Annotated in this window: 26 protein-coding genes; 17 read left to right on the forward strand and 9 right to left on the reverse strand. The window is 62.5% G+C overall.

Annotation, left to right across the window (positions count from 1 at the left end; translation table 11 throughout):
- Window positions 1-3: 3 nt before the first annotated feature.
- Complete coding sequence (locus tag HMPREF3173_RS03220; RefSeq protein WP_232092049.1) at window positions 4-489, reverse strand: hypothetical protein; 486 nt, start codon at window positions 487-489, stop codon at window positions 4-6.
- A 218-nt stretch (window positions 490-707) separates the two neighbouring features.
- Between HMPREF3173_RS03220 and HMPREF3173_RS03225 the strand changes: the two genes are divergently transcribed.
- Window positions 708-1706, forward strand: a complete 999-nt coding sequence (locus HMPREF3173_RS03225; protein ID WP_070571500.1) for a diguanylate cyclase — start codon at window positions 708-710, stop codon at window positions 1704-1706.
- A 197-nt stretch (window positions 1707-1903) separates the two neighbouring features.
- Here HMPREF3173_RS03225 and lpdA read toward each other — a convergent pair whose 3' ends face one another.
- From lpdA to HMPREF3173_RS03245, 4 genes are read right to left on the reverse strand one after another with little or no spacing between them, the layout of a single operon-like run.
- On the reverse strand, window positions 1904-3283 hold the full coding sequence (gene lpdA / locus HMPREF3173_RS03230) for a dihydrolipoyl dehydrogenase (protein ID WP_070571502.1): 1380 nt from the start codon (window positions 3281-3283) through the stop codon (window positions 1904-1906).
- 2 nt (window positions 3284-3285) lie between these two features.
- On the reverse strand, window positions 3286-4563 hold the full coding sequence (locus HMPREF3173_RS03235; protein WP_070571504.1) for a dihydrolipoamide acetyltransferase family protein: 1278 nt from the start codon (window positions 4561-4563) through the stop codon (window positions 3286-3288).
- Complete coding sequence (locus HMPREF3173_RS03240) at window positions 4564-5622, reverse strand: alpha-ketoacid dehydrogenase subunit beta (protein WP_043210951.1); 1059 nt, start codon at window positions 5620-5622, stop codon at window positions 4564-4566. It abuts the gene before it with no gap.
- A 1-nt stretch (window position 5623) separates the two neighbouring features.
- The gene (locus HMPREF3173_RS03245) at window positions 5624-6856 is read right to left on the reverse strand and encodes a 3-methyl-2-oxobutanoate dehydrogenase (2-methylpropanoyl-transferring) subunit alpha (protein WP_070571506.1); all 1233 of its coding nucleotides are present in this window, start codon (window positions 6854-6856) and stop codon (window positions 5624-5626) included.
- A gap of 197 nt (window positions 6857-7053) precedes the next feature.
- Between HMPREF3173_RS03245 and bkdR the strand changes: the two genes are divergently transcribed.
- From bkdR to HMPREF3173_RS03260, 3 genes are all read left to right on the forward strand, one after another.
- Window positions 7054-7539, forward strand: a complete 486-nt coding sequence (gene bkdR / locus HMPREF3173_RS03250; protein WP_043210945.1) for a Bkd operon transcriptional regulator BkdR — start codon at window positions 7054-7056, stop codon at window positions 7537-7539.
- Window positions 7540-7824: 285 nt separating this feature from the next.
- The gene (locus HMPREF3173_RS03255) at window positions 7825-9066 is read left to right on the forward strand and encodes a glutamine synthetase family protein (protein WP_177343682.1); all 1242 of its coding nucleotides are present in this window, start codon (window positions 7825-7827) and stop codon (window positions 9064-9066) included.
- Window positions 9067-9197: 131 nt separating this feature from the next.
- Complete coding sequence (locus HMPREF3173_RS03260) at window positions 9198-10541, forward strand: MFS transporter (protein ID WP_070571510.1); 1344 nt, start codon at window positions 9198-9200, stop codon at window positions 10539-10541.
- Window positions 10542-10617: 76 nt separating this feature from the next.
- On the opposite strand, the gene HMPREF3173_RS03265 is transcribed toward HMPREF3173_RS03260, so the two are convergent.
- The 4 genes from HMPREF3173_RS03265 to flgA form a co-directional block, all read right to left on the reverse strand.
- Window positions 10618-11361, reverse strand: coding sequence for a flagellar brake protein (locus tag HMPREF3173_RS03265; RefSeq protein WP_070571512.1), 744 nt, complete (start codon window positions 11359-11361; stop codon window positions 10618-10620).
- An 80-nt stretch (window positions 11362-11441) separates the two neighbouring features.
- On the reverse strand, window positions 11442-11909 hold the full coding sequence (locus HMPREF3173_RS03270; RefSeq protein ID WP_043210937.1) for a flagella synthesis protein FlgN: 468 nt from the start codon (window positions 11907-11909) through the stop codon (window positions 11442-11444).
- A 46-nt stretch (window positions 11910-11955) separates the two neighbouring features.
- Entirely contained in the window at window positions 11956-12264 is a 309-nt protein-coding gene (flgM, locus tag HMPREF3173_RS03275; RefSeq protein WP_043210935.1) for a flagellar biosynthesis anti-sigma factor FlgM, read from the reverse strand.
- A gap of 185 nt (window positions 12265-12449) precedes the next feature.
- Window positions 12450-13202 (reverse strand): flagellar basal body P-ring formation chaperone FlgA, encoded by a 753-nt coding sequence (flgA, locus tag HMPREF3173_RS03280; protein WP_043210934.1) that lies wholly within the window; start codon window positions 13200-13202, stop codon window positions 12450-12452.
- 63 nt (window positions 13203-13265) lie between these two features.
- On the opposite strand from flgA, the gene HMPREF3173_RS03285 reads away from it, so the two are divergent.
- The 13 genes from HMPREF3173_RS03285 to flgK all read left to right on the forward strand — a co-directional run bounded on the left by HMPREF3173_RS03285 (window position 13266) and on the right by flgK (window position 25340).
- Complete coding sequence (locus HMPREF3173_RS03285) at window positions 13266-14195, forward strand: chemotaxis protein CheV (RefSeq protein WP_043210931.1); 930 nt, start codon at window positions 13266-13268, stop codon at window positions 14193-14195.
- Window positions 14196-14246: 51 nt separating this feature from the next.
- The gene (gene cheR, locus HMPREF3173_RS03290) at window positions 14247-15074 is read left to right on the forward strand and encodes a protein-glutamate O-methyltransferase CheR (RefSeq protein ID WP_070571514.1); all 828 of its coding nucleotides are present in this window, start codon (window positions 14247-14249) and stop codon (window positions 15072-15074) included.
- A gap of 212 nt (window positions 15075-15286) precedes the next feature.
- Window positions 15287-15694: a flagellar basal body rod protein FlgB gene (gene flgB, locus HMPREF3173_RS03295; RefSeq protein WP_043210926.1), complete on the forward strand. Its 408-nt coding sequence runs from the start codon at window positions 15287-15289 to the stop codon at window positions 15692-15694.
- A gap of 2 nt (window positions 15695-15696) precedes the next feature.
- Window positions 15697-16140: a flagellar basal body rod protein FlgC gene (gene flgC, locus HMPREF3173_RS03300; RefSeq protein ID WP_043210925.1), complete on the forward strand. Its 444-nt coding sequence runs from the start codon at window positions 15697-15699 to the stop codon at window positions 16138-16140.
- Window positions 16141-16155: 15 nt separating this feature from the next.
- Window positions 16156-16860, forward strand: coding sequence for a flagellar hook assembly protein FlgD (gene flgD, locus HMPREF3173_RS03305; RefSeq protein ID WP_070571516.1), 705 nt, complete (start codon window positions 16156-16158; stop codon window positions 16858-16860).
- 31 nt (window positions 16861-16891) lie between these two features.
- A complete protein-coding gene (flgE, locus tag HMPREF3173_RS03310) occupies window positions 16892-18247 on the forward strand; it encodes a flagellar hook protein FlgE (RefSeq protein ID WP_070571518.1) in 1356 nt (451 codons plus the stop codon).
- A gap of 73 nt (window positions 18248-18320) precedes the next feature.
- The gene (locus HMPREF3173_RS03315) at window positions 18321-18506 is read left to right on the forward strand and encodes a hypothetical protein (RefSeq protein WP_070571519.1); all 186 of its coding nucleotides are present in this window, start codon (window positions 18321-18323) and stop codon (window positions 18504-18506) included.
- Window positions 18507-18685: 179 nt separating this feature from the next.
- Window positions 18686-19426 (forward strand): flagellar basal-body rod protein FlgF, encoded by a 741-nt coding sequence (gene flgF / locus HMPREF3173_RS03320; RefSeq protein WP_070571521.1) that lies wholly within the window; start codon window positions 18686-18688, stop codon window positions 19424-19426.
- Window positions 19427-19474: 48 nt separating this feature from the next.
- Window positions 19475-20260, forward strand: coding sequence for a flagellar basal-body rod protein FlgG (flgG, locus tag HMPREF3173_RS03325; RefSeq protein ID WP_043210912.1), 786 nt, complete (start codon window positions 19475-19477; stop codon window positions 20258-20260).
- 32 nt (window positions 20261-20292) lie between these two features.
- On the forward strand, window positions 20293-20988 hold the full coding sequence (flgH, locus tag HMPREF3173_RS03330; protein ID WP_070571523.1) for a flagellar basal body L-ring protein FlgH: 696 nt from the start codon (window positions 20293-20295) through the stop codon (window positions 20986-20988).
- Window positions 20989-20999: 11 nt separating this feature from the next.
- Window positions 21000-22109, forward strand: coding sequence for a flagellar basal body P-ring protein FlgI (locus HMPREF3173_RS03335; protein WP_070571560.1), 1110 nt, complete (start codon window positions 21000-21002; stop codon window positions 22107-22109).
- Between the two features lie 12 nt (window positions 22110-22121).
- Complete coding sequence (gene flgJ, locus HMPREF3173_RS03340; RefSeq protein ID WP_070571525.1) at window positions 22122-23282, forward strand: flagellar assembly peptidoglycan hydrolase FlgJ; 1161 nt, start codon at window positions 22122-22124, stop codon at window positions 23280-23282.
- 12 nt (window positions 23283-23294) lie between these two features.
- Window positions 23295-25340: a flagellar hook-associated protein FlgK gene (flgK, locus tag HMPREF3173_RS03345; protein ID WP_070571527.1), complete on the forward strand. Its 2046-nt coding sequence runs from the start codon at window positions 23295-23297 to the stop codon at window positions 25338-25340.
- The last annotated feature ends 9 nt before the right edge of the window (window positions 25341-25349 follow it).

A 25349-nucleotide genomic window follows, 5' to 3' on the forward strand; every position in this document is an offset into this window, starting at 1 on the left:
CGCTTACAGCTCCACGTCCTGGCGCCCGGCCATCTTCGCCTGGGTCTTGAGCTCTACGTCTTCTTGCATTCGCTGGGCGATCTGCTGGTCGATCTTTTCCTTCTGCTCAGGCGGCAAGGCGTTGTATTCCTCCTCGCTCAGGCCCAGCTCGGCGAGGTACTTCTCCTTGATCTTCTCTTCCGGTGATTTGGCCATGTAGTCGCGGAACGCCTCCAGGGCACCGCTGGTGTCCTGCTCGTTGACGCTGGCCTGCTGGCGCGCGGCGACGTCCGGGTTCTGCAGCATCACCATGAGTTTGGCGAAGGCTTCCTTGCGTGCATCCTCGGCGTTCTGCCCGGAGGTGCTGCTCTGGCCGTTCTGCTGTGGCGTGGCGGTGGCAGGGGCGACGGGCAGGCGCATCGGCAGCACTGCGGCCAACGGCTGCTCGGCGCCGGTGCGGTTGTACTGCTGAACGGCAGTCTGCCAGCCCAGGCCATTAAGGGTGATCATCAGGTTTGCTCCTTGCGAATCAATGACGCCACCGAAGGGGCAAAACCTGTGCCAGCGGCTTGAAAAGGCATGAAAGCGGCCGCATCGGCTATCTGGATCCAATCGAGTTTGGCGCTAAGCTTGCCATTCAGAGGCACAGGTTTGCCGCTCGGCGGCAATCACCACGACCATCAGCAGCCCAGAAAGGCGCAGTTGCTGGACACCAGGAGAGAGCGTCCATGAGTCAGCAGTCCAGGCCGATGCCTGCCGGCTTCAGCGAGCAGCAACTGCATACCTTGTTCGACCTGATCAGCGACGGCATCTGGGATTGGGATGCCAACTCCGGGTACGTGTACCGCAACCCTGGCTGGTACGCCATGCTCGGCTACGAGAGCCACTCGATGGCCAACACCGTGCTGACCTGGGAGAGCGTGATCCACCCCGAGGACTACCCACGGGTGATGGCCCACTTCGAGGCTTACATCAACCAGCGCAACGAGCGCTACCGCATCGAATACCGCTGCCGCTGCCAGGATGGCAGCTATCTGTGGATCGAAGACAGCGGCCACATTATCGCCCGCAACGAAGATGGCTCGGTGGCGCGCATGCTCGGCGCCCACCGCAACATCGACGCGGGCAAGCGCTTGGTGATCGAACTGCAGCAGAGGAACGAGTCGCTGGAAACCCAGGTAGCCGAGCGTACCCGCGAGCTGTCCTGGGTCAATCAGCAACTGCAGCGCCAGCTTGACGAGAATCTCGAGCTGGCCGAGCGCGACGCCCTGACCCGCACCGCCAATCGTTATCGGCTGGAAAAGACCCTACGCCAGGAGTGCGAGCGTGCCCGGCGCTTCCGCCAGCCGTTGTCGCTAATCGTCATGGATGTGGACGATTTCAAGCCGATCAACGACCGCTACGGCCATGCCCGAGGCGATGCAGCGCTGGTCGAGGCGGTGGAGCGCGTCCGGGCGTGTTTGCGCAAGCAGGACCTGCTGGCGCGCTGGGGAGGCGACGAATTTGTCGCCGTCTTGCCCCAGACCCCGGTGGAGCAGGCGGTGGAGCTGGCCACGCAGATCCGCCAGGCGCTGGACGGCATGGAGCCGATCGGCGATTGTCGCCTGTCCATGAGTTTTGGCGTGGTGCGCTGGCAGGACGATGAGGACCAGCATGGTCTGTTGGCGCGGGCAGACCAAGCGCTGTACCGGGCCAAGGCTGCGGGCAAGAACACCATCTTCGAGTGAGGGCCACCCCCCTGTTCTTGAGCGTCGTGCGCACCTTGTGGGAGCGGGATTACCCGCGAATGCGTCGGTGAGTGCGCTGCCCTAGTCGCGGGTAAACCCGCTTCTACAGACATCGGCGAAATCCGGGTAATGAGGACAAAAAAATGCCCGCCGCGCCTGGGGCGCAGCGGGCCAAATCGGCTGTCGCCGCTTCAGTGTCAGATATGCAGTGCGTGGCCCAGGGCCCGCAATGCCGCTTCCTGGACCGTCTCGCCCAGGGTCGGGTGGGCGTGGATGGTGCCGGCGATGTCTTCCAGGCGGGCACCCATTTCCAGGGATTGGGCAAAGGCGGTGGACAGTTCCGAGACCGCCACCCCTACGGCCTGCCAACCGAGGATCAGGTGGTTGTCACGGTGGGCGACCACCCGCACGAAGCCACTTTTCGATTCCAGGGTCATGGCCCGGCCGTTGGCGGCGAAGGGGAACTGCGCGACGATGCAATCCAGGCCTTGCTGGCTGGCTTGCTCGGGCGTCTTGCCGACCACCACCACTTCCGGGTCGGTGAAGCACACCGCCGCGATGGCGCTAGGCTCGAAGCGCCGTGACTTGCCCGCGATGATTTCCGCGACCATCTCGCCCTGGGCCATGGCCCGGTGGGCCAGCATCGGTTCGCCCGCCACATCGCCGATGGCCCAGACGTTGCGCATGCTGGTCTGGCAGCGCTCGTCGATGGCCACGGCCGCGCCGTTCATCTTCAGGTCCAGGGATTCGAGGTTGAAGCCTTGGGTGCGTGGGCGCCGTCCTACAGCGACCAGCACCTGGTCGGCTTCCAGACGCAATTGCCCACCTTGACCGTCCTTGGCCAGCAAACAGCCGTTTTCGTAACCTTCGACGCTGTGGCCCAGGTACAGGGCGATGCCCAGTTTCTTCACCGAGTCGGCCACCGGCTGGGTCAGTTCGGCGTCATAGGTCGGCAGGATGCGCTCGCGCGCTTCCACCACGCTGACCTGAACGCCCAGTTTGCGGTAAGCAATGCCGAGCTCCAGGCCAATGTAGCCACCGCCGACCACCACCAGATGACGGGGCAGGGCTTTGGGGGCTAGGGCCTCGGTGGAGGAAATCACCGCGCCGCCCAGCGGCAGCATGGGCAATTCCACGCTGGTGGAGCCGGTTGCCAGCAGCAGGTGCTCGCATTGGATTTTCTGGCCGTCGACCTCGACGCTCTTGCCGTCGAGGATCTTCGCCCAGCCATGGATCACCTTGACCCCGTTCTTCTTGAGCAAGGCGGCAACGCCGGAGGTCAGGCGATCGACGATGCCGTCCTTCCAGGCGATGCTGCGGGTGATGTCCAGGCGCGGCGAAGACACGCTGATGCCCAGCGCCGATTGCTCATCGTGGTGGCAGGTCTGGTGGAACTGCTCGGCCACATGGATCAGTGCTTTGGACGGAATGCAGCCGATGTTCAGGCAAGTGCCGCCAAGGGCCTGGCCTTCGACCAGTACCGTAGGGATGCCCAGTTGGCCGGCGCGAATGGCGGCGATGTACCCGCCAGGGCCGCCACCGATGATCAGCAGGGTCGTGTTGAGGATCGGTTGCATGCTTACTCCACGAACAGGCAGGCGGGTTGCTCCAGCAGGCCGCGCACGGCCTGAATGAACAAGGCGGCATCCATGCCATCGACCACCCGGTGGTCGAAGGAGCTGGACAGGTTCATCATCTTGCGCACGACGATCTGGCCATCGACCACGACCGGCCGTTCGACCATGCGGTTGACGCCCACGATGGCCACTTCCGGTGTGTTGACCACCGGCGTGCTGGCGATGCCGCCCAATGCGCCGAGGCTGGTCAAGGTGATGGTCGAGCCGGAGAGTTCCTCGCGGCTGGCCTTGTTGCTGCGCGCGGCATTGGCCAGGCGAGCGATCTCGCTGGCGTTGCTCCACAGGCTGCCGGCTTCGGCATGGCGCAACACCGGCACCATCAGGCCGTTGTCGCCTTGGGTGGCGATACCCACGTGCACCGCGCCGTGGCGGGTGATGACCTGGGCTTCGTCGTCATAGGTGGCGTTGATCTGCGGGAAGTCGCGCAGGGCCACGACCATGGCGCGCACGATGAACGGCAGCAAGGTCAACTTGCCGCGGTCTTGGCCGTGCTTGGCGTTCAGTTGCTGGCGCAGGGCCTCGAGGGCCGTGACGTCGATTTCCTCGACATAGCTGAAGTGTGCGACGCGACGCTTGGCGTCCTGCATGCGCTGGGCGATCTTGCGACGCAGACCGATCACCGGAATCTGCTCGCTGTCGGTGCGCTTGCCGTAGCCACTCGGCACCTGGCCGGCCGCGCTGTGCGGTTTGCTGATGAAGGCGTCGAGGTCTTCATGCAGGATGCGCCCGGCCGGGCCGCTGCCATGCACGTAGCGCAGCTCGATACCGGCATCCAGCGCGCGCTTGCGCACCGCCGGGGAGGCCAGGGGCTTGTCGCCCGCCTGGCGTGGCACGATCGGCGCGGTGACGCTGACGCTGGACACGGGGCTTGCGGCCGGCTGCGGTTCGAATCGGGGCTCGGCAGCGACCGGGGCGGGTGCGGCTGGCGCGACGGCCTCGACCGGCTTGGCGTGGGGTTCGTCCACGTGGTTGCCGCTGCCTTCGACTTCGATGCGGATCAGCTCGCTGCCGACCGCCATCACCTCACCGGGCTGGCCGCCCAGGGCCAATACCTTGCCGCTGACCGGCGAGGGGATCTCCACGGTGGCCTTGTCGGTCATGACATCGGCCACCACCTGGTCTTCGGCGATCACATCGCCGACCTTGACGAACCACTCCACCAACTCGACCTGTGCGATGCCTTCGCCGATGTCCGGCATCTTGATGACGTGCGTGCCCATTCAGACCTCCATGACCCGTTTCAATGCCGCACCTACCCGCGAAGGCCCTGGGAAGTAGGCCCATTCCTGTGCATGGGGATAGGGGGTGTCCCAACCGGTGACGCGCTCGATCGGCGCTTCGAGGTGATGGAAGCAGTGCTCCTGCACCAGCGACACCAGCTCGGCACCGAAGCCGCAGGTACGGGTCGCCTCGTGGACCACCACGCAGCGGCCGGTCTTCTTCACCGATTCGACGATGGTCTCCAGGTCCAATGGCCACAGGCTGCGTAGGTCGATGACTTCGGCATCGACGCCGGTCTCTTCGGCGGCCACTTGGGACACATACACCGTGGTGCCATAGGTCAGTACGGTGACATCGTTACCTGGGCGGACGATGGCGGCTTTGTCCAGCGGTACCTGGTAGTAACCATCGGGCACTGCACTTTGCGGATGCTTGGACCACGGCGTTACCGGGCGGTCGTGGTGGCCGTCGAACGGGCCGTTGTACAGGCGCTTGGGCTCGAGGAAGATCACTGGGTCGTCGCACTCGATCGAGGCGATCAGCAGGCCTTTGGCATCATAGGGGTTCGAGGGCATCACGGTGCGCAGGCCGCACACCTGGGTAAACATCGCCTCGGGGCTCTGGCTGTGGGTCTGGCCGCCATAGATGCCACCGCCGCACGGCATACGCAGGGTCAGTGGAGAGATGAACTGGCCGGCCGAGCGATAGCGCAGGCGGGCCATTTCCGAGACGATCTGGTCGGAGGCGGGGTAGAAGTAGTCGGCGAACTGGATCTCCACCACCGGACGCAGACCATAGGCGCCCATGCCCACGGCAGTGCCGACGATGCCGCTTTCGGAGATCGGTGCGTCGAACACGCGGGACTTGCCGTATTTGTTCTGCAGGCCTTCGGTGCAACGGAACACGCCGCCGAAGTAACCGACGTCCTGGCCGTAGATCACCACGTTGTCGTCGCGCTCGAGCATGATGTCCATGGCCGAGCGCAGGGCCTGGATCATGGTCATGGTGGTGGTGGACATGGCGGATTCCAGATGGATGCTGTTGTTGTGATCGTTCATCTCAGACCCCCAGTTCCTGGCGCTGGCGGCGCAGGTGGTCGGGCATTTCCTTGTACACGTCCTCGAACATCGAGGCGGCGCTAGGAATGTGGCCATTGCCCAGGGTGCCGTACTGCTCGGCTTCTTTCTGCGCCTTGATGATCTCGGCCTCGAGCTCGGCGGTGATGGCCTGGTGTTCTTCTTCGGACCAGTGGCCGGTAGCGATCAGGTGCTGCTTGAGGCGAGCGATCGGATCGCCCAGCGGGAAGTGGCTCCAGTCATCGGCCGGGCGGTACTTGGATGGATCGTCCGAGGTGGAGTGTGGGCCTGCGCGGTAGGTGACCCATTCGATCAAGGTCGGGCCCATGCCGCGGCGGGCACGTTCGGCGGCCCAGCGCGAGGCGGCGTAGACCGCGATGAAGTCGTTGCCGTCGACCCGCAGGGAGGCGATGCCGCAGCCCACGCCACGGCCTGCGAAGGTGGTGGACTCACCGCCAGCGATGGCCTGGAAGGTCGAGATCGCCCACTGGTTGTTGACCACATTGAGGATTACCGGGGCGCGGTAGACGTGGGCGAAGGTCAAGGCGGTGTGGAAGTCCGACTCGGCCGTGGCGCCGTCGCCGATCCAGGCCGAAGCGATCTTGGTATCGCCCTTGATGGCCGAGGCCATGGCCCAGCCGACGGCCTGGACGAATTGGGTGGCCAGGTTGCCGCTGATGGTGAAGAAGCCTGCCTCGCGCACCGAGTACATGATCGGCAGTTGGCGCCCCTTGAGCGGATCGCGCTCGTTGGACAGCAACTGGCAGATCATCTCGACCAGGGACACGTCCCGGGCCATCAGAATGCTCTGCTGGCGGTAGGTCGGGAAGCACATGTCGGTGTATTGCAAGGCCAACGCCTGGGCGCTGCCGATGGCTTCCTCGCCCAGGCTCTGCATGTAGAAGGACATCTTCTTCTGGCGCTGGGCAACGACCATGCGGTTGTCGAAGATCCGCGTCTTGAGCATGGCGCGCATGCCCTGTCGCAGGACCTGCGGGTCGATGTCCTCGGCCCATGGACCGACGGCATTGCCTTGTTCGTCCAGCACACGGATGAGGCTGTAGGACAGATCCGCAGTGTCGGCGGGTTCTACATCGATCGGGGGTTTACGGACTAGACCGGCGTCGTTCAGACGCAGGTAGGAGAAATCGGTCTGGCAGCCTGGCCGGCCGGTAGGCTCGGGCACATGCAGACGCAGGGGGGCGTACTCGTTCATGCTTTTTACGCTCGCTCGAATGTTGTTTTTGTGAGCTTTGAAGCGGTCGCCGCTGAGTACCGGCTTGTGACCGGTAGGTCAGCGCTAACTACATCATAGGGGGACCGCTGAAGAATTTTTCTCTCAAGTTGATTGCCTTTGCCTGACGGCGCAGATAAACATTCCGCATAAACACAAAAAACCGGTGAATTTGTCTCATGCGCAAACTCGATCGCACCGATATCGGCATTCTCAACAGCCTTCAGGAAAATGCCCGCATCACCAACGCAGAGCTGGCCCGCTCGGTGAACCTGTCGCCTACGCCCTGTTTCAACCGGGTCAAGGCAATGGAAGAGCTGGGCGTTATCCGTCAGCAGGTGACTTTGCTCGCACCCGAGGTGCTGGGGCTGGACGTCAACGTGTTCATCCACGTCAGCCTGGAGAAGCAGGTGGAGCAGGCGTTGCACCGCTTCGAGGAGGAAATCGCCGAGCGGCCTGAGGTGATGGAGTGCTATTTGATGACCGGCGATCCGGACTACCTGCTGCGCGTACTGTTGCCCAGCATCCAGGCGCTGGAGCGCTTTCTCGACTACCTGACTCGCTTGCCCGGAGTGGCTAACATCCGTTCGAGTTTTGCCCTCAAGCAGGTGCGCTACAAGACCGCGCTGCCGTTGCCGGCCAATGGTATGACCTTGCGCGAATAGCTTCGTATTGGGCTGATGGGAGTCCGAGGTTGCGCCAATCTGATGGCGAATACAGCGGCGCGTCCGCAGGTGTTAATAAATTTCCACACTGCTGCCCATCCTCGCTTGATATTTTCAACAGCGGACGCCTATGTTGTGCCTAACGCCATTTCCGGCCTGCAAAACAACAAGAAGGACAGCGTCATGACGACCGAAGCCCCGCGTTCCCTCAGCGAACGTCTGACCGGCATCGACGAGATCGAATGCGTCACCCCCGACCTCAATGGTGTACCCCGCGGCAAGGTGATGACTGCCGAGGGCTTTCTGGAAGGGCGCCGCTTGCAGATGGCTCGGGGTGTATTGCTGCAATGCATCATGGGCGGTTACCCGCCAGCCCGTTTCTACGGCAGCGATGATGGCGACCTGGCCCTGGTGGCCGAACCTGCCCAGATCCATCGCCTGCCCTGGAGCGACGAGCCGCGGGCGCTGGCCGTCTGCGATGCAGTCGAGCTCGACGGTGTGGCGTCCGGACTTTCCACCCGGGGCCAGCTCAAGGCCGTGATCGCGCGCTATGCCGCGCTTGGCCTTGCGCCGGTGGTGGCCACGGAGCTGGAGTTCTTCGTCTTTGCACCGAATACCGATCCGCACCAGCCGTTCTTGCCGCCGGTGGGCAAGGATGGCCGTCGCGAGCTTGGGCACTCGGCGTTCAGCGTCAGTTCCAACAATGGCCTGCGGCCATTTTTCAGCGAGGTGTATCAGTGCATGGCCGCCCTAGGCTTGCCCCGTGACACCTTCATGCACGAGATGGGCGTCAGCCAGTTCGAGATCAATTTGCTTCACGGCGATCCGTTGCTGCTGGCCGACCAGACTTTCCTGTTCAAGCACCTGCTCAAGGAAGTCGCACTCAAGCATGGCCTGACCGTTGTGTGCATGGCCAAGCCCTTGGCCAGAACACCGGGTAGCTCGATGCATATCCACCAGAGCCTGGTGCGCATCGACAGTGGCCGCAACGTCTTCAGCGATGAGGGCGGGCAGCCGACCGATACCTTCCATCACTTCATCGGCGGCCTGCAGGCCTGCATGGCTGACTTCACCGCGCTGTTCGCGCCCAACGTCAACTCCTACCAACGCCTGTGCCACCCGTACGCCTCGCCCAACAATGCCTGTTGGTCCCATGACAACCGAGCCGCCGGCTTGCGCATCCCGGCCAGTTCGCCTGTGGCTCGACGGGTCGAGAACCGGCTACCTGGGGCCGACGCCAACCCGTACCTGGCCATCGCTGCGAGCTTGGCCGCTGGTCTGCACGGCATCGAGCAGCGCCTGCAACCTACGGCCGCGATCCAGGGCGAGTTCGAAGTGCCGGAGCACCTGAACCTGCCTTGCACCCTGCATGGCGCATTGGAACGCCTCAAGCGCAGCGCATTGGCGCGTCAGATGTTCGGGAACGAATTCATCGATGGGTATGTCGCAACCAAGACCTTGGAGCTGACGGATTTCCTCGACGAAATCACCCCTTGGGAGCGGCGGGTGCTAGCCGCACAGGCCTGATCGCGACACAACCGACACTGGACACGCCCCCTGGCTGGCTATTTAGCCGATGGGGGCCTGCGCTGCGGCGAATTTGCTTTTATGCTTGCCTGCAAGCTAACGCCACCTGACCAGGGAGCCCGACGGGACGTATGCGAAACATCTGGAAGCCGTTTCAGTCGCTGTATTTCGCTGCCTTGATGATGCTGATCGGCTCGGGCCTGCTCAGTACCTACCTGGCCTTGCGCCTGGCCGCCGACCATGTGGACAGCCTTTGGGTCGGTGCCCTGATGGCAGCCAACTATTTTGGCCTGGCCGTGGGCGGCAAGGTCGGCCACCGGCTGATCGGCCGGGTCGGGCACATCCGCGCCTACGCCACGTGCGCGGGCATCGTCTGCGCGGCGGTGCTCGGCCATGGCATGACCAATTGGCTCCCGGTGTGGGTAGGGCTGCGGATGATCGTGGGCCTGGGGATGATGTGCCAGTACATGGTCATCGAAAGCTGGCTCAACGAGCAGGCCGATGTGAAGCACCGCGGGGCGGTGTTCAGTGGGTACATGATCGCCTCCTACCTGGGTTTGGTACTCGGCCAATTGATCCTGGTGGTGCATCCGGAGCTCGGCCCTGAACTGCTGATGCTGGTCGCCATGTGCTTTGCCCTGTGCCTGGTGCCGGTGGCGATGACCCGGCGCATCCACCCGGCACCGTTGCGCCCGGCGCCGATGGAGCCGAAGTTCTTCCTCAAACGGGTACCGCAGTCGTTGTCGACGGTGCTGGGTTCGGGCCTGATCGTAGGTTCCTTCTATGGTCTGGCGCCGCTGTATGCGGCCAAGCAGGGGCTTACCACCGAGCAGATCGGTCTGTTCATGGGTAGCTGCATCTTCGCGGGCTTGGTGGTGCAGTGGCCGCTGGGTTGGCTGTCGGACCGCTATGACCGTGCGGTGCTGATCCGTAGCGTCTCGATCGGTCTGGCGCTGGCTGCATTGCCGCTGGCGGTGCTGCCCAGCGTGCCGCTGGAGTTGCTGTTCGCCGTCGGCTTCGTGATTTCGCTGTTGCAATTCTGCCTATATCCGCTGGCGGTCGCGTTTTCCAACGACCATGTCGAAAGCGAGCGCCGTGTCTCGCTGACGGCCATGTTGCTGGTGACCTACGGCGTGGGGGCCTGTATCGGTCCGCTGGCGGCGGGTGTGCTGATGAAGGTCCTGGGGCCGCAAATGCTCTATGCCTTCTTCCTGTTCTTCGCCTTGGTGCTGGTGTGGCGGATCCGGCCGAAGGCCGTCACCGGCCTGCATCAGGTGCAGGACGCGCCGCTGGGCCACGTGGCCATGCCAGCGGCGGGCTCACCCTTGTCGGCAGCGCTGGACCCTCGGGTCGATGAGCAGACCGTGCAGGACGTGATGCAAGCGCCGGTGGCGGCCGAAGACACCGAAGCCGAGGAGCAAAAGCCCCGGGAAGAGGTGGGTGCACCCCAGGCCGAGGTCGACAAGTCGGTGTGAGCCGGTCTTCAGGCAGGCTGCAAAGCAATGAAAAACGCCACCCGATGGGTGGCGTTTTTCATTGGACATTCGACACTCAATAGTCGTCTTTGTCGAAGCGTCGTGCCTCGCGCTGCAACTGGTAGACGAAACTCTCGATCTTGCGCTGCATCTGGCCATTGAGGTTGTGAAAGCGCACGCCAGCGAAGGTGGTGTTCAGGCGCTCTTCGAAGTGCAGGTGACGCAGCTCTACCATCGCCTGCGCCATGCCCAGCGGATTGCTGGCGGCGAAGCGCTCGTACACCTCACCCAGTTGCAGGCGCTCTTCGATGTTGCCTTCAAAGCGTAGCTTGCAGCCTGTGGCGGAGATATCCAGCAACTTGCCACGCAGGGCGCCCTTGCCCTTGAGTCGTTCACCGTCGAGCACGATATCGACCAGCTGCGACAGCTTGAGCGCGGCGCGGAAGGCGTTGCGGCGCTGGTGATAGGTCATCTCGGTCGGCAGGGGGGCACGGTAGCAGCGATGGCCATCGATCTCGGTGATGGTGGTCGCGGTGTTGCATTCCCAGGCGATGCGCACGCCATCATGGAAACCTTCGATGCGGAAGGGTTCGCCATTCTCGATGTACTTTTCACCGTCGCGAGGGATCATTTCGTCCAGCGCCAGGGTATTGGCGTCACGGTCCACATGCACGACGTAACTTTGGAACCGCTGGCTGCGCTCAGGGAAGGTGATGATCAGCGGATCGTGGCTATCCAGCAATTGACGCAGGTTGGCTGCGATTTCCAAGGGTGTGGTGAGCACCTTGGGCGGCTGGGGAGCATCGGATGCATTGAACACGGGTAATCAATCTCCAGGCAAAAACGACACACGCAAGTAACGGCATTTTGCCAGTATGTTCCGTGCCTTGATAGAAATAATCACACTTGGCTGATGGCGCGGGCCTTAGCCATGGGCGAGGTGGCGCCGCGGCTGTCATAGAGCGACGGAGAATCGCCACCCATGAGGATTCTGATCTGATTGGCCGTGGCGTGTTGCTGCAGCTGGATGATCCGGCCGTTGGTCTCGTTGACCTTTTGGCAGGCATCCATCAACTGGGTGAGTACGTCGAGTTGTTGCAGCATGACCTCGCCCAGGGAGGATTGCGCGGCCAGGGCCTGCACACCGGCCCGGTCGGCGGATAAGCCCAGGCCGACCAGCAGTTGGTTGCGCCGCATGCCTTGCTGCTCGAGCAGGACGATCAGGGACTGCTTGCGTGCCAGGATGTTCTCCAGCACCTGCATGTCCCGGCCATGCAGGGCGACGGCTTCTTTCTGAAGCAGTTCGAGCAGTTCCTGCGTTGGCGCGATGTCGTCTTCGATCAGTTGCAGCAAAGTGGTGTCGTGCATGGCTGGCTCTTGGCTTTTGCGTCCCTGAAGTCAGCGCCCCGGAGGGTTAGCGCTGGGCTTCGAAATCAAGCAGTTTGCTGGCGACCCGGCCGGCATCGACCTGATAGCTGCCGTCGGCGATCGCCTGTTTCAACTGGGCCACGCGGGCGCTGTTGACTTCAGGCTGGTCGCGCAGCTTGTCGCTGATCTTCTGCAACTGCTGGGCCTCTTGGCTGAGGTGTACCGCTTCTCCGCTGGCAGTCTGTGGCGCTTCGCTGGTTTCGCCGGCTTTCGGGGCGCTACCGGTCGCGGTATTGCTGCGAACCCCGCCCGTGACGGCCGGAGAATTATTCAAACGACTGAAGTCGATGACCATGATCAGAAACCTCTGGGAATTTGGACGCTTGCCCTGTTTTCGGCCAACCCGAAAAAAACTTTAGGCACGAATGTATCGCCACCTGTCGGCAACCGCGCATGACCCGTTTTCTGACACAGTTTAGGAAAACCCGTTCCCCGTCGCTAGTTTTTATCCTGTCCCGCCTCGCGGGCGCCGCAAATGCCTTACATGGCCACTTCTACCTGTCCAGGCCCAATCACCCGTGCCTTGACCACGCGCTTGGAGTTCAGGTTGCGCACGCGAATCTGCTCAGACAGCCCGCCTTTGCTCAAGGCCTCGCCAGGCATGCGCACGCTAAGGCTGCCGCTGCGGGCCGTGATCACCACATGATCGCCCTTGCGTACCACCTCCGCCTGCTCCAGATGCTGGGGCGTCAGGACCTGGTCGAGCACCGTCGGGCGCAGCAGCTTCATGCCCACGGCCTGTTCCAGGCTTGTGAGAAAGCCTTGATTGAGCGTGCCCACGTCGCGCTCACGCAGGCTGACATCGCCTTCGCCAATCACGCTCTCGCGCCTGAGCGGGCGGGTCATCACCACCACCTCGCGAAACAGCTTCACCTGGGCCGGGACGAACACGGTCCAGGGGGCGCTGCCGTTGCAGCGTACCCGCACCGTGACCCTGCCCAGCGGCTGTGCTGGACTTTCAAGCGAAGCGTCCAGTTGCTGACTGCACAGCGGCATGCGTAGGCGCGGGTCGAGCGGGTTGACCTGGATCTCGTAGCGACCAGTGGTCTGGGTGGTGGCCAGATAATCCTCCACGGTGAATTCAAGAAACCCCTGGGTGACGCCGATAAGTTGTTCAGGCAAGGTAACCGCATCGGCCAGCGCGCGTGTGCCGGGTGCCAGCAGGCATAGCGCCATTATCAAGCCGGTCATCAGGCGCGTCAGGCGTCGGTAAAATGTCGTTTTCGTGTACATGGCGCTCAAAAAAGCAAAGCCCGTGCCGAGTCGGTAAATGGGCGAAAACTAGAGGAGTCTGGCATGGCTGGAGTCATGGATTCGGTCAACCAGCGCACGCAACTGGTGGGGCAGAATCGTCTGGAGCTGTTGCTGTTCCGCCTCAATGGCGAGCAGCTCTATGGCATTAACGTGTTCAAGGTCCGGGAGGTGCTGCAGTGCCCGGAGCTGACGTTGTTGCCTAAGTCCCACCCGGTGGTGCGTGGGGTGGCCAACATTCGCGGCGCGACCATCCCCATCCTCGACCTGTCGATGGCGACCGGCTTGCCGGGTCTGCAGGAAGAGACGCGCAACAGTTTCGTGATCATCACCGAGTACAACACCAAGACCCAAGGTTTCCTGGTGCATTCGGTCGAGCGCATCGTCAACATGAACTGGGAGGAGATCCATCCGCCACCCAAGGGGACCGGACGTGATCACTACCTGACCGCTGTCACCCGTGTGGACGGGCGGATGGTGGAGGTCATCGACGTAGAGAAAGTTCTTGCCGAAGTGTCGCCATCGTCCGAGGACGTGTCCGTGGGTGTGGTCGATGCCGAGGTGCAGGACAAGGCGATGATGCTGCGCGTGCTGACCGTCGATGATTCGTCGGTGGCGCGCAAGCAGGTCAGCCGTTGCCTGCAGTCGGTAGGGGTGGAGGTGGTAGCCCTCAATGATGGTCGCCAGGCCTTGGACTACCTGAACAAGTTGGTGGAAGAGGGCAAGCGTCCGGAGGAAGAATTCCTGATGATGATCTCCGACATCGAAATGCCGGAGATGGATGGCTACACCCTGACGGCGGAGATTCGCAGCGATCCGCGCATGCAAAAGCTGCACATCCTCCTGCATACTTCGCTGTCCGGGGTCTTCAACCAGGCCATGGTCAAGAAGGTCGGCGCCGACGACTTCCTGGCCAAGTTCAAGCCGGACGACCTCGCCCAGCGGGTGGTCGATCGGATCAAGGCGACGCATTGAAACGGCCGGGGGGCAACCCTTGGCACCAGGGATTTGAAAGAGGCGGCAGCATTGTCTACGGGTAATTTGGATTTTGAACAGTTCCGGGTCTTCCTGGAGAAAGCCTGTGGCATCTTGCTGGGCGAGAATAAGCAATACCTGGTCTCCAGCCGTCTCAACAAGCTAATGGAGCAGCAGGGCATCAAGTCGCTCGGTGAGCTGGTGCAGCGAATTCAGAGCCAGCCGCGCAGCGGGTTGCGTGAGCAGGTAGTCGATGCGATGACGACCAATGAAACCCTGTGGTTCCGCGACACCTATCCGTTCGAGGTGCTCAAGAACAAGGTGATTCCGGAGTTCATCAAGAACAACCCGGGCCAGCGCCTGCGGATCTGGTCGGCGGCATGCTCCTCGGGGCAAGAGCCGTATTCCATCTCCATGGCCATCGACGAGTTCGAGCGCAGCAACCTGGGGCAACTGAAGATGGGGGCGCAGATCGTTGCCACCGACTTGTCCGGGGCGATGCTGACCAACTGCAAGACCGGTGAATACGACAGCCTGGCCATTGGTCGCGGCTTGTCCCAGGAGCGCCTGCAGCGCTACTTCGACACCAAGGGGCCGGGTCGTTGGGCAGTCAAAGCGCCGATCCGCAGCCGGGTCGAGTTCCGTTCCTTCAACCTGCTCGACAGCTATGCGGCGCTGGGCAAGTTCGACATCGTGTTCTGCCGCAACGTGCTGATCTACTTCTCGGCCCAAGTCAAGAAGGACATCCTCATGCGCATCCATAGCACGCTCAAGCCGGGCGGGTATCTGTTCCTGGGGGCGTCCGAGGCGCTCAACGGGTTGCCGGATCACTATCAGATGGTCCAGTGCAGCCCGGGGATCATCTACCAGGCAAAATAAACCCAGACAGGGGCCGCATCGCGGCCCCTTTTTTTGCCGGTGCCCATTGCCGCTTTGCTGACGCCAAGCGGTAATCCATTGCCGCTTTTCTGGCATTGCCGCCGGCAAGCAGGGCCTCGGTGCCCGGTTTTACTGGGGCTTTATCGCTTGGCACAAACCTTGCTCTAGCTTGCTCACGATTCTTCCGGTCAACCTTCGAAGGTTTCCCAGACATGAGCATCAGCTTCGACAAGGCGCTCGGCATCCATGAGCAGGCATTGAGCTTCCGCGCCCAGCGCGCCGAGGTTCTGGCCAACAACATCGCCAACGCCGACACGCCTAACTACAAGGCGCGTGACATGGATTTCTCGGCGGTGCTCGCCGCTGAAGCCGACAAGCAGCAGAAGGGGCGCATTGCCCTGGATCGCACCAATAACCGCCACATCGAGGCCGAAGGCCTGGCCATGGGCGACGATACCCTCAAGTACCGCACGCCGATGCAGCCGTCGATCGACCAGAACACCGTGGACGCCCAGATCGAGCAGTCCAACTACGCAGAGAACGCCATTGGCTTCCAGGCCAGCTTCACCCTGCTCAACAGCAAATTCAAAGGGCTGGTTTCGGCCCTGCGCGGAGAGTGATCATGTCCCTTGCCAGTGTCTTCAATATTGCCGGTAGCGGCATGAGCGCGCAGAACACCCGCCTCAATACCGTCGCTTCCAACATCGCCAACGCCGAGACTGTTTCCTCGAGCATCGACCAGACCTACCGCGCGCGTCATCCGGTGTTCGCCACTACCTTCCAGCAAGCCCAGAACGGCGCTGGCCAGTCGCTGTTCCAGGATCAGGGCGAAGCGGGGCAGGGGGTGCAGGTGATGGGCATCGTCGAGGATCAGAGCAACCTTGAGGCGCGCTACGAGCCCAATCATCCGGCGGCGAACAAGGACGGCTACGTCTACTACCCCAATGTCAATGTGGTGGAGGAGATGGCTGACATGATCTCCGCCAGCCGTGCGTTCCAGACCAACGCCGAGCTGATGAACACCGCCAAGACCATGATGCAGAAGGTGCTGACCCTCGGTCAGTGATAAGGAGTCAGGATCATGGCAGTCAACAGCACCGGTGGTGTGAACCTCAACGACGTCCTCGCGGCGTCGGGCGTCAGCACTGGCACCACCAAGAAGCCCACACCCGAGAACACCGACAAGAACGCCCTAGGCAAGGATGCGTTCCTGCAGTTGCTGGTCACCCAGATGCAGCACCAGAACCCGCTCGATCCTCAGGACAACAGCGAGTTCGTCGCCCAGCTGGCGCAGTTCAGCAGTCTGGAAGGCATCACCACGCTCAACAGCACGGTCAATTCCATTGCCGGTGCCATGGGTTCGTCCCAGGCCCTGCAGGCTTCGTCGTTGGTGGGTCGTTCGGTGATCGTGCAGAACGACAAGGCGGTGGTCGACACCACCCAGAGTTTCAATGGCCAGTTCATCGTCCCGCAAGGTATCAGCGAGGCGAAGATCACCATCAAGGATAAAGACGGCAACACCATCAAGACCATCGAGTTGGGCCAGCAGAAAGCCGGTTACGCCGACTTCATCTGGGATGGCACCAATGACAAGGGTGAAAAGGTCGACCCGGGCACCTATAGCTTCTCGGCCACCACCATGGTCGATGGCAAGTCGACGCAGATGTACACCCTGCTGCCAGCCAAGGTCACCAGCGTCAGCATCAACCCCAATGGCGAGATGATGCTCAACCTTGCAGGGCTCGGGAAAGTTTCTCTGTCCAGCGTGCAAACCATTGGTATCTAAGGCCGGCTAGAGCGGCACAAGGAGCGAATTCATGTCTTTCAACATCGGTCTTAGTGGTCTGTACGCTGCCAACAAGCAGCTGGATGTCACCGGTAACAACATCGCCAACGTCAATACCGTTGGTTTCAAGTCGTCGCGCGCCGAGTTCGCGGACGTCTATGCAGGTGCCAACCGCCTGGGTGTCGGCAAGAACCAAGTGGGCAACGGTGTGCGTCTGGCGGCCGTCTCCCAGCAATTCAGCCAGGGTGACATCAACAACACCGGCAACGTACTGGACATGGGTATCCAGGGGCAGGGCTTCTTCGTGCTGTCGGACAACGGCTCGATGGTCTATACCCGTGCCGGTGCCTTCCAGACCAACAAAGACAACTATGTGGTCACCTCGGACGGCCTGCGCCTGCAAGGCTATGCCGCCGACTCGACCGGCAAGATCCAGAAGGGCGTGCTGACCGATCTGAAGATCGACACCTCCGCTCTGGCGCCCAAGGCCACGTCCCTGATCGACCAGGGCATCAACCTGAATTCCTCGGCCACCGACATTCCGCTGATGGTCGACGACGGTACCGGTACCATGGTGCCGAACAAGCCGTTCGATCCCTCTGACGAAACCACCTACACCAAGTCGTTCCCGACCAAGGTGTACGACAGTCAGGGCAACGAGCACACCATGGAGCAGTTCTATCGCAAGACCGGCACCAACCAGTGGACCATGTACACCCTGGTCGATGGACGCAATCCGTTCGACCCGGCCAGCACCACGCCGCTGAGCGGCACCATCAGCTTCAACAGCGACGGTTCGGTCAATGCAATGACGGCCAACAACACCGGCCTGCCGCCTGGTTCGTCGTTCACCGTGAGCAACAATACCTTCACCATGACTGGCTGGATTCCGGCGTCCAAGGATGCTTCGGGTAACTGGGCAGCCAATGGCGCGGCGGGCAATGCCGGTGGCATGCGTCTGTCGATGAACAGCACCACTTCGTACAACACCGAGACCGCGCGTATGTCGCAGTCCCAGGACGGTTACGCCACCGGTATTCTGTCGAGCCTGAGCATCGATTCCACCGGTGTGATGTTCGCCAGCTTCAGCAACCAGCAGTCCCGTGCGATCGGTCAGGTGGCCGTTGCCAGCTTCGCCAACGAGCAGGGCCTGCAGCAGATCGGTGGCACCCGCTGGACCGAAACCTTCTCCTCCGGCATTCCAGGCATCGACGCACCCAAGACCGGTACCTTGGGTAGCGTGGAGTCCAACTCGCTGGAAGCCTCCAACGTCAACCTGACCCAGGAGTTGGTCGAGCTGATCAAGGCGCAGAGCAACTACCAGGCCAACGCCAAGACCATCTCCACCGAAAGCACCATCATGCAGACCATCATCCAGATGACCTGATGGTCGCTGGTCGGTCGAGTGCGCACGAACCCCTTTTCCGATAAAGGGGTTCGTCGTTTTCGAGGTAAGGCTCATGAAGAAATGGATCGTCACGCTCGCCGCAGCGCTGTGTCTGCTCCAGGCGCAGGCGGCTGCGGCGCCCTGGTGGCGCTGGGAGAGCCAGGCCGACGGGCGCCTGGTGTGTTCGCAGTGGTCGCCGGGGGAGGGGTGGAGGCGTTTCGCCGGGCCCTACAACAACGCCGGTTGCCGCGAGCCGTAGCCAATTGCCGTCAGCGGCAAGATGGCGCCGGATATCCGGCGTTGCTCAATCCAAAGGCTTCCCTCAAAGCCCGTATTCACGGGCTTTTTCATACTTTTCAAAAGTTGGTTCGGAACTTGCTTTAGTGCCTGCACAGCAACGTCGGCGGCAATCGCTCGTCAGTGCAGTGGAGAATGACTGTGGACAAAATGCTTTACGTGGCCATGACCGGTGCCAGCCAGAATGCGCTGGCCCAGCGGGCCCATGCCAACAACCTGGCGAACGTTTCCACCAACGGTTTTCAGCGCGACCTGGAGCAGGCGCGCTCGATGCCGGTGTTCGGTGACAGCTTTCCGGCGCGCGCCTTCGCCATGAGCGAACGCCCGGCCACGGATTTCACTGCTGGCGCGATGGTCGAGACCGGTCGCGAACTGGACGTGGCGGTCACCGGTGATGGCTTCATCGCCGTGCAGGCGCCGGACGGCAGCGAAGCCTATGTGCGCACCGGCAGTCTCAATATCGATGCCCTGGGCGTGCTGCGTGCCGGCAACGGCATGCCGGTGATGGGTAACGGTGGCCCGATCGCGATTCCGCCTGAGCAGAAGGTGGAGATCGGTGAAGACGGCACCATCAGCATTCGCGCCATGGGCGAGGACCCGCGGGTCATGGCCGAGGTCGACCGCATCAAGCTGGTCAATCCGGACACCAAGAACCTGACCAAGGGCCTGGACGGCATGATCCACACCAAGAACGGCCAGCCCGCCGATGCCGACGTCAACGTACGGGTGGCGTCGGGCTTTTTGGAATCGAGCAACGTCAATGCCGTCGAGGAAATGACCTCGGTGCTGGCGCTGTCCCGTCAATTCGAACTGCACGTCAAGATGATGAGCGCGGCCAAGGAAGGCGATGAAGCCATGGCGCGTGTTTTGCAAATCGGCTAATCACTTTTGAACGGGTGCCGTAAAACAGGCGCACGAGGAGAACACTAAATGCTTCCGGCTCTTTGGGTCGCTAAGACCGGCCTGTCCGCCCAGGACACCAACCTGACCGTCATCTCCAACAACCTGGCGAACGTTTCGACCACCGGTTTTAAACGTGACCGCGCCGAGTTCCAGGACCTTCTGTACCAGATCAAGCGTCAACCGGGTGCTCAGTCGACTCAGGACAGCGAGCTGCCTTCGGGCCTGCAGGTCGGTACCGGTGTGCGCATTGTCGGTACTCAGAAGAACTTCCAGACCGGCAGCCTGCAGACCACCGAGAACCCGCTGGACATGGCCGTCAATGGTCGCGGTTTCTTCCAGGTCCTGCAGCCTGACGGCACTGTTTCGTACACCCGTGACGGCACCTTCCACCTCAACTCCGACGGCCAGATCGTCACCGCCAACGGTTTTGCCCTTGAGCCTGCGATCGTCGTGCCGCCGGATGCCCAGACCTTCACCGTTGGCCAGGACGGCACCGTGTCGATCACCACTGCCGGCAACCCGGCCGCGCAGATCATCGGCAACATCCAGACCGCCGACTTCATCAACCCGGCAGGTCTGCAGGCCATCGGCAACAACCTGTTCCTCGAGACTGCAGCCAGCGGCGCGCCACAGGTCGGCACCCCAGGCCTGAACGGCTTCGGTACCACCCTGCAACAGACCTTGGAAAACTCCAACGTCAGCACCGTGGAAGAGCTGGTGAACATGATCACCACCCAGCGCGCCTACGAGATGAACTCCAAGGTCATCTCCACCGCCGACCAGATGCTGTCGTTCGTCACCCAGCAGCTGTAAGACCCAAGCCCGTTACACGTGAGGTAAGCGTCATGAATCGTCTGTTGTCCGTCTTCGCCCTGGGGGGCGCGGTGTTGTTGGCCGGTTGCGTCGCACCGACGCCCAAGCCGAACGACCCGTACTATGCGCCGGTTCTGCCGCGTACCCCGTTGCCGGCGTCGGCGGCCAACGGCTCGATTTATCAGGCCGGTTTCGAGCAGAACCTGTACACCGACCGCAAGGCGTTCCGGGTGGGGGACATCATCACCATCACCCTCAATGAGCGCACCTCGGCGAGCAAGAACGCAGGGTCTCAGATCCAGAAAAACAGCAACGCCAACATCGGCCTGACCTCGCTGTTCGGCACCACGCCGAGCACCGACAACCCGTTCGGTGGCGGCGACCTGTCCCTGGAGGCCGGCTACAAAGGCGAACGGGCGACCAAGGGTGACAGCAAGGCCACCCAAGGCAACACCCTGACCGGCTCGATCACCGTGACCGTGGCCGAAGTGCTGCCCAATGGCATCGTCGCCGTGCGCGGCGAGAAGTGGCTAACCCTGAACACCGGTGAGGAACTGGTGCGCATCGCCGGCCTGATCCGCGCCGATGACATCGCCACCGACAACACCGTGCCGTCCACGCGTGTGGCCGATGCGCGCATCACCTATTCGGGCACAGGTTCGTTCGCCGACGCCAGCCAGCCCGGTTGGCTGGACCGCTTCTTCATGAGCCCGCTTTGGCCCTTCTGAGTCCAATGACCATGTTCAACGTAAGGCAGCTGATTGCCGCGACCCTGCTCCTGTCCTGCGCGTTCGGTGCTCACGCCGAGCGCCTGAAGGACATCGCCAGTATTTCTGGCGTGCGTACCAACCAGTTGATCGGCTATGGCCTGGTGGTGGGATTGAACGGTACGGGTGACCAGACCACCCAGACGCCGTTCACCCTGCAGACCTTCAACAACATGCTGTCGCAGTTCGGCATCAAGGTCCCGCCAGGGTCGGGCAACGTGCAGCTCAAGAACGTCGCTGCAGTGTCGGTGCATGCTGATCTGCCCGCGTTTGCCAAGCCTGGCCAGGTGGTGGACATCACTGTTTCCTCGATCGGTAACTCCAAGAGCCTGCGCGGCGGCAGCCTGCTGATGACGCCGCTCAAGGGTATCGACGGCAATGTCTACGCCGTTGCCCAGGGCAACCTGGTGGTCGGGGGCTTCGATGCCGAAGGCCGCGACGGCTCCAAGATCACCGTCAACGTTCCGTCGGCTGGCCGAATTCCTGGCGGTGCCACCGTCGAGCGCGCCGTGCCGAGCGGTTTCAACCAAGGCAACAGCCTGACGCTGAACCTCAATCGTCCGGACTTCACCACTGCCAAGCACATTGTCGACAAGATAAACGACATGCTTGGCCCAGGCGTGGCCCAGGCCATCGATGGCGGCTCGGTGCGCGTCACCGCCCCCATGGACCCGAGCCAACGCGTGGACTACCTGTCGATACTGGAGAACTTGGAGATCGACCCGGGCCAGGCCGTGGCCAAGGTCATCATCAACTCGCGTACCGGCACCATCGTCATCGGCCAGAACGTCAAGGTCTCGCCGGCGGCGGTCACCCACGGCAGCCTGACCGTGACCATCACCGAAGACCCGATCGTCAGCCAGCCTGGACCGTTCTCCAATGGCCAGACCGCTGTGGTGCCGCGTTCGAAGGTCAACGCCCAGCAGGAGGCCAAGCCAATGTTCAAGTTCGGCCCGGGCACGACCCTGGACGAGATCGTGCGTGCGGTGAACCAGGTGGGCGCGGCGCCAAGCGACCTGATGGCGATCCTCGAAGCCCTGAAGCAGGCCGGCGCCTTGCAAGCCGACCTGATCGTGATCTGAGGACGCCAGCCCATGAATTCCAAGAGCCTGGTTTCCGGACACGCCGACAGCGGCGCCTACACCGACCTCAACCGCCTGAGCTCGCTCAAGCACGGTGACCGCGACAGCGATGCCAACGTGCGCAAGGTGGCCCAGGAGTTCGAGTCGTTGTTCATCAGTGAGATGCTCAAGGCCTCGCGCAAGGCCAGTGACGTGCTGGCCGACGACAACCCGATGAACAGCGAGACGGTCAAGCAGTACCGCGACATGTACGACCAGCAGTTGGCCGTGAGCATGTCCCGCGAGGGCGGCGGTATCGGTCTGCAGGATGTGCTGGTGCGTCAGCTGTCCAAGAACAAGCCTGCGCCGGTCAACACCAGCCCGTTCCCACGTGTCGAAGGGCATGCCCCGGCGCTGTGGGGCAGCAAGGTGGCCGAGCCCATGCATTTCAGTGAGACGGCCGGCACCCGCAATGACGTCGCTGCGCTCAATTCGCGGCGCCTGGCCCTGCCGGGCAAGCTGACCGATCGTTTGCTGGCCGGCATCGTGCCGTCGGCGGCCACCACCCATGCCGCTGCCGTGCCGGCCCGCGAAGGCCAACAGGTGGCCAGTGCCGCCCGTGCCTTCGCCGCGCCGGATGGCACGCGCATTCTCGGCCGCGCTGTGGCTCAGCCACCGCTGGCGCCGAAGAAGGCCTTCACCGACAGCGACCAATTTGTCGCCACCATGCTGCCGATGGCCGAGCAGGCCGCCAAGCGTATCGGTATCGACCCCCGTTACCTGGTGGCTCAGGCCGCCCTGGAGACCGGATGGGGCAAGTCGGTCATGCGCAATGCCGATGGCAGCAGCAGCCATAACCTGTTCGGCATCAAGGCCACCGGCAGTTGGCAGGGTGGTCAGGCGAGGGCGATCACCAGCGAGTTTCGTGGCGGGCAGTTCGTCAAGGAGACTGCGGCGTTCCGTTCCTATGATTCCTACCAGGACAGCTTCCATGACCTGGTCAGCCTGCTGCAGAACAATGCGCGCTATCAAGATGCGGTGAAGTCGGCCGATAACCCGGAACAGTTCGTGCGAGAGCTGCAGAAGGCCGGGTATGCCACTGACCCCAACTACGCCAGCAAGATCTCGCAGATCGCAAGACAGATGAAGTCGTACGAGAGCTACGCAATGCTCGGTACCACAACGAAACTTTAAGGGTTTGGAACCATGGCGAGTTTGATCAATATTGGCATGTCGGGCCTGGGCGCCGCGCAGTCGGGGATGTACACCCTGGGTAACAACATCGCCAACGCCGATGTCGACAGTTATTCTCGCCAGCAGATCGTGCAGAAGACCAAGGGCTCGCAGCAGTATGGCCAGGTCTTCATCGGCAGTGGCACTACCTTGGCCGATGTGCGCCGGGTGTATAACGCCTTCCTGGAAAACCAGCTGCGCACCACCACGTCGCTGTCGAGCGACGCCGCTTCCTACCTGAACCAGATCACCCCGCTGGACACCGCCCTGTCGAGCGCCGATACCGGCATCACCGCTGCGCTCAAAAGCTTCTTCGGCGCCATGCAGGACGCCTCGGCCAAGCCCAACGAGGACGCCTCGCGCCAGCTGCTGCTGACCAGCGCCCAGACCCTGGCCAAGCGCTTCAATACCCTGTCGGCGCAGCTGAACCAGCAGAACACCAATATCAACACCAACATGGCCTCGATCGCCGACCAGGTGAACAAGCTCACCGCGACGATCGCCGAGTACAACGACCAGATCTCGCGGATCTCGGCCGTGCAAGGCCAACCCAACGACCTGCTCGACCAGCGCGATGGCGCCGTGCGCGAGCTGACCGCGTTGATCGGTGCCGAGGTGGTGGAGCGCGAAGGCAACTACGACATCTATCTGAAGAACGGCCAGGCGCTGGTGCTGGGCAAGACCACCCAGACCCTGGGCGTCGAGCCGAGCCAGACCGATCCGACCCGCATGAACCTGGTGCTCAATCGCGGCACCACCAAGATGGATATCACCAACAGCACCACCGGCGGGGAGCTCGGTGGCCTGCTGCGCTACCGCAAGGAGACCCTCGACCCTGCGCTCAACGAGCTGGGCCGCGTGGCGCTGGTGGTAGCCGATGCCATCAATAGCCAACTGGCCCAGGGCATCGACAAGAACGGCGAGTTCGGTGCGATTCTGTTCGGCGACATCAACAGCGCCAAGGCCATGAGCGAACGCAGCGTGCCCAAGCTGGGCAACAGCGCAGGCTCCGGCAACCTGGATGTGAACATCAAGGACACCGGCAAGCTCACCACCAGCGACTACCAGGTGACCTTCACCAGTGCCACGGCCTATACCGTGCGCAAGCTGCCCGAAGGCACCGAGATGGGTTCGTACGATCTTACCGACGACCCAGCCCCGGTGATCGACGGCTTCACCTTGTCGCTCAAGGGCGGTGCGTTGAGCGCCGGTGACAGCTTCAAGATCACCCCGACGCGCAATGCCGCCGCCGGTATGGAGTCGGTGCTCACCGACCCCAATCGCCTGGCCATGGCCGCCCCGCTGACCAGCACCAACGGTGCCGGCAACAAGGGCACCGGTGCGGTCACCCCGCCGACCCTGACCTCGGAGCTGGACATCTACGATGCAGCCCAGCGCGCCGACCTGCAGACAGGCCTGAAGTATTCCACCCCGGTCAAGCTGGTGTTCGGCGACGACAGCACCTCGCCCCAGGCCTACACGATGTACGACGCCAAGGGCAACGCCATTGGCAGCGGCACTATCATTCCGGGCCAGGAAAACAAGCTGCAGCTCTCGGTGCCGATGGTCGATGGCAGCGGCAACCCGATCATGGACGGCGCTACCCAGAAGACCTTCACTTTCGAGATGAGCGTCTCCGGTGCGCCGAAAAGCGGTGACAACTTCACCGTGTCGCTGACTGGCGCGGGCTCTGCCGACAACCGCAATGCCCAGTCGGTGCTCGGACTGCAGACCAAGGGCACCGTGGGCGTTGGCGCCGACGGCAAGGGCATCAGCTTCACCGACGCTTACGCCAAGCTGGTATCCAACGTCGGCGGCAAGACCGCCCAGGCCACCATGGACGGCAATGCCACCAACGCCCTGCAGCAGTCCGCGCTGGACGGCCGCAATTCGGTGTCGGGCGTGTCGGTCGACGAAGAGGTCGGCAACCTGGTCAAGTTCCAGCAGTACTACACCGCGTCGTCGCAGATCATCAAGGCGGCCCAGGAAACCTTTGCCACCTTGATCAACAGTCTTTAAGGAGCCGTA

It is taken from the genome of Pseudomonas sp. HMSC08G10 (assembly GCF_001808425.1).
Classification (GTDB): Bacteria; Pseudomonadota; Gammaproteobacteria; order Pseudomonadales; family Pseudomonadaceae; genus Aquipseudomonas; species Aquipseudomonas guariconensis.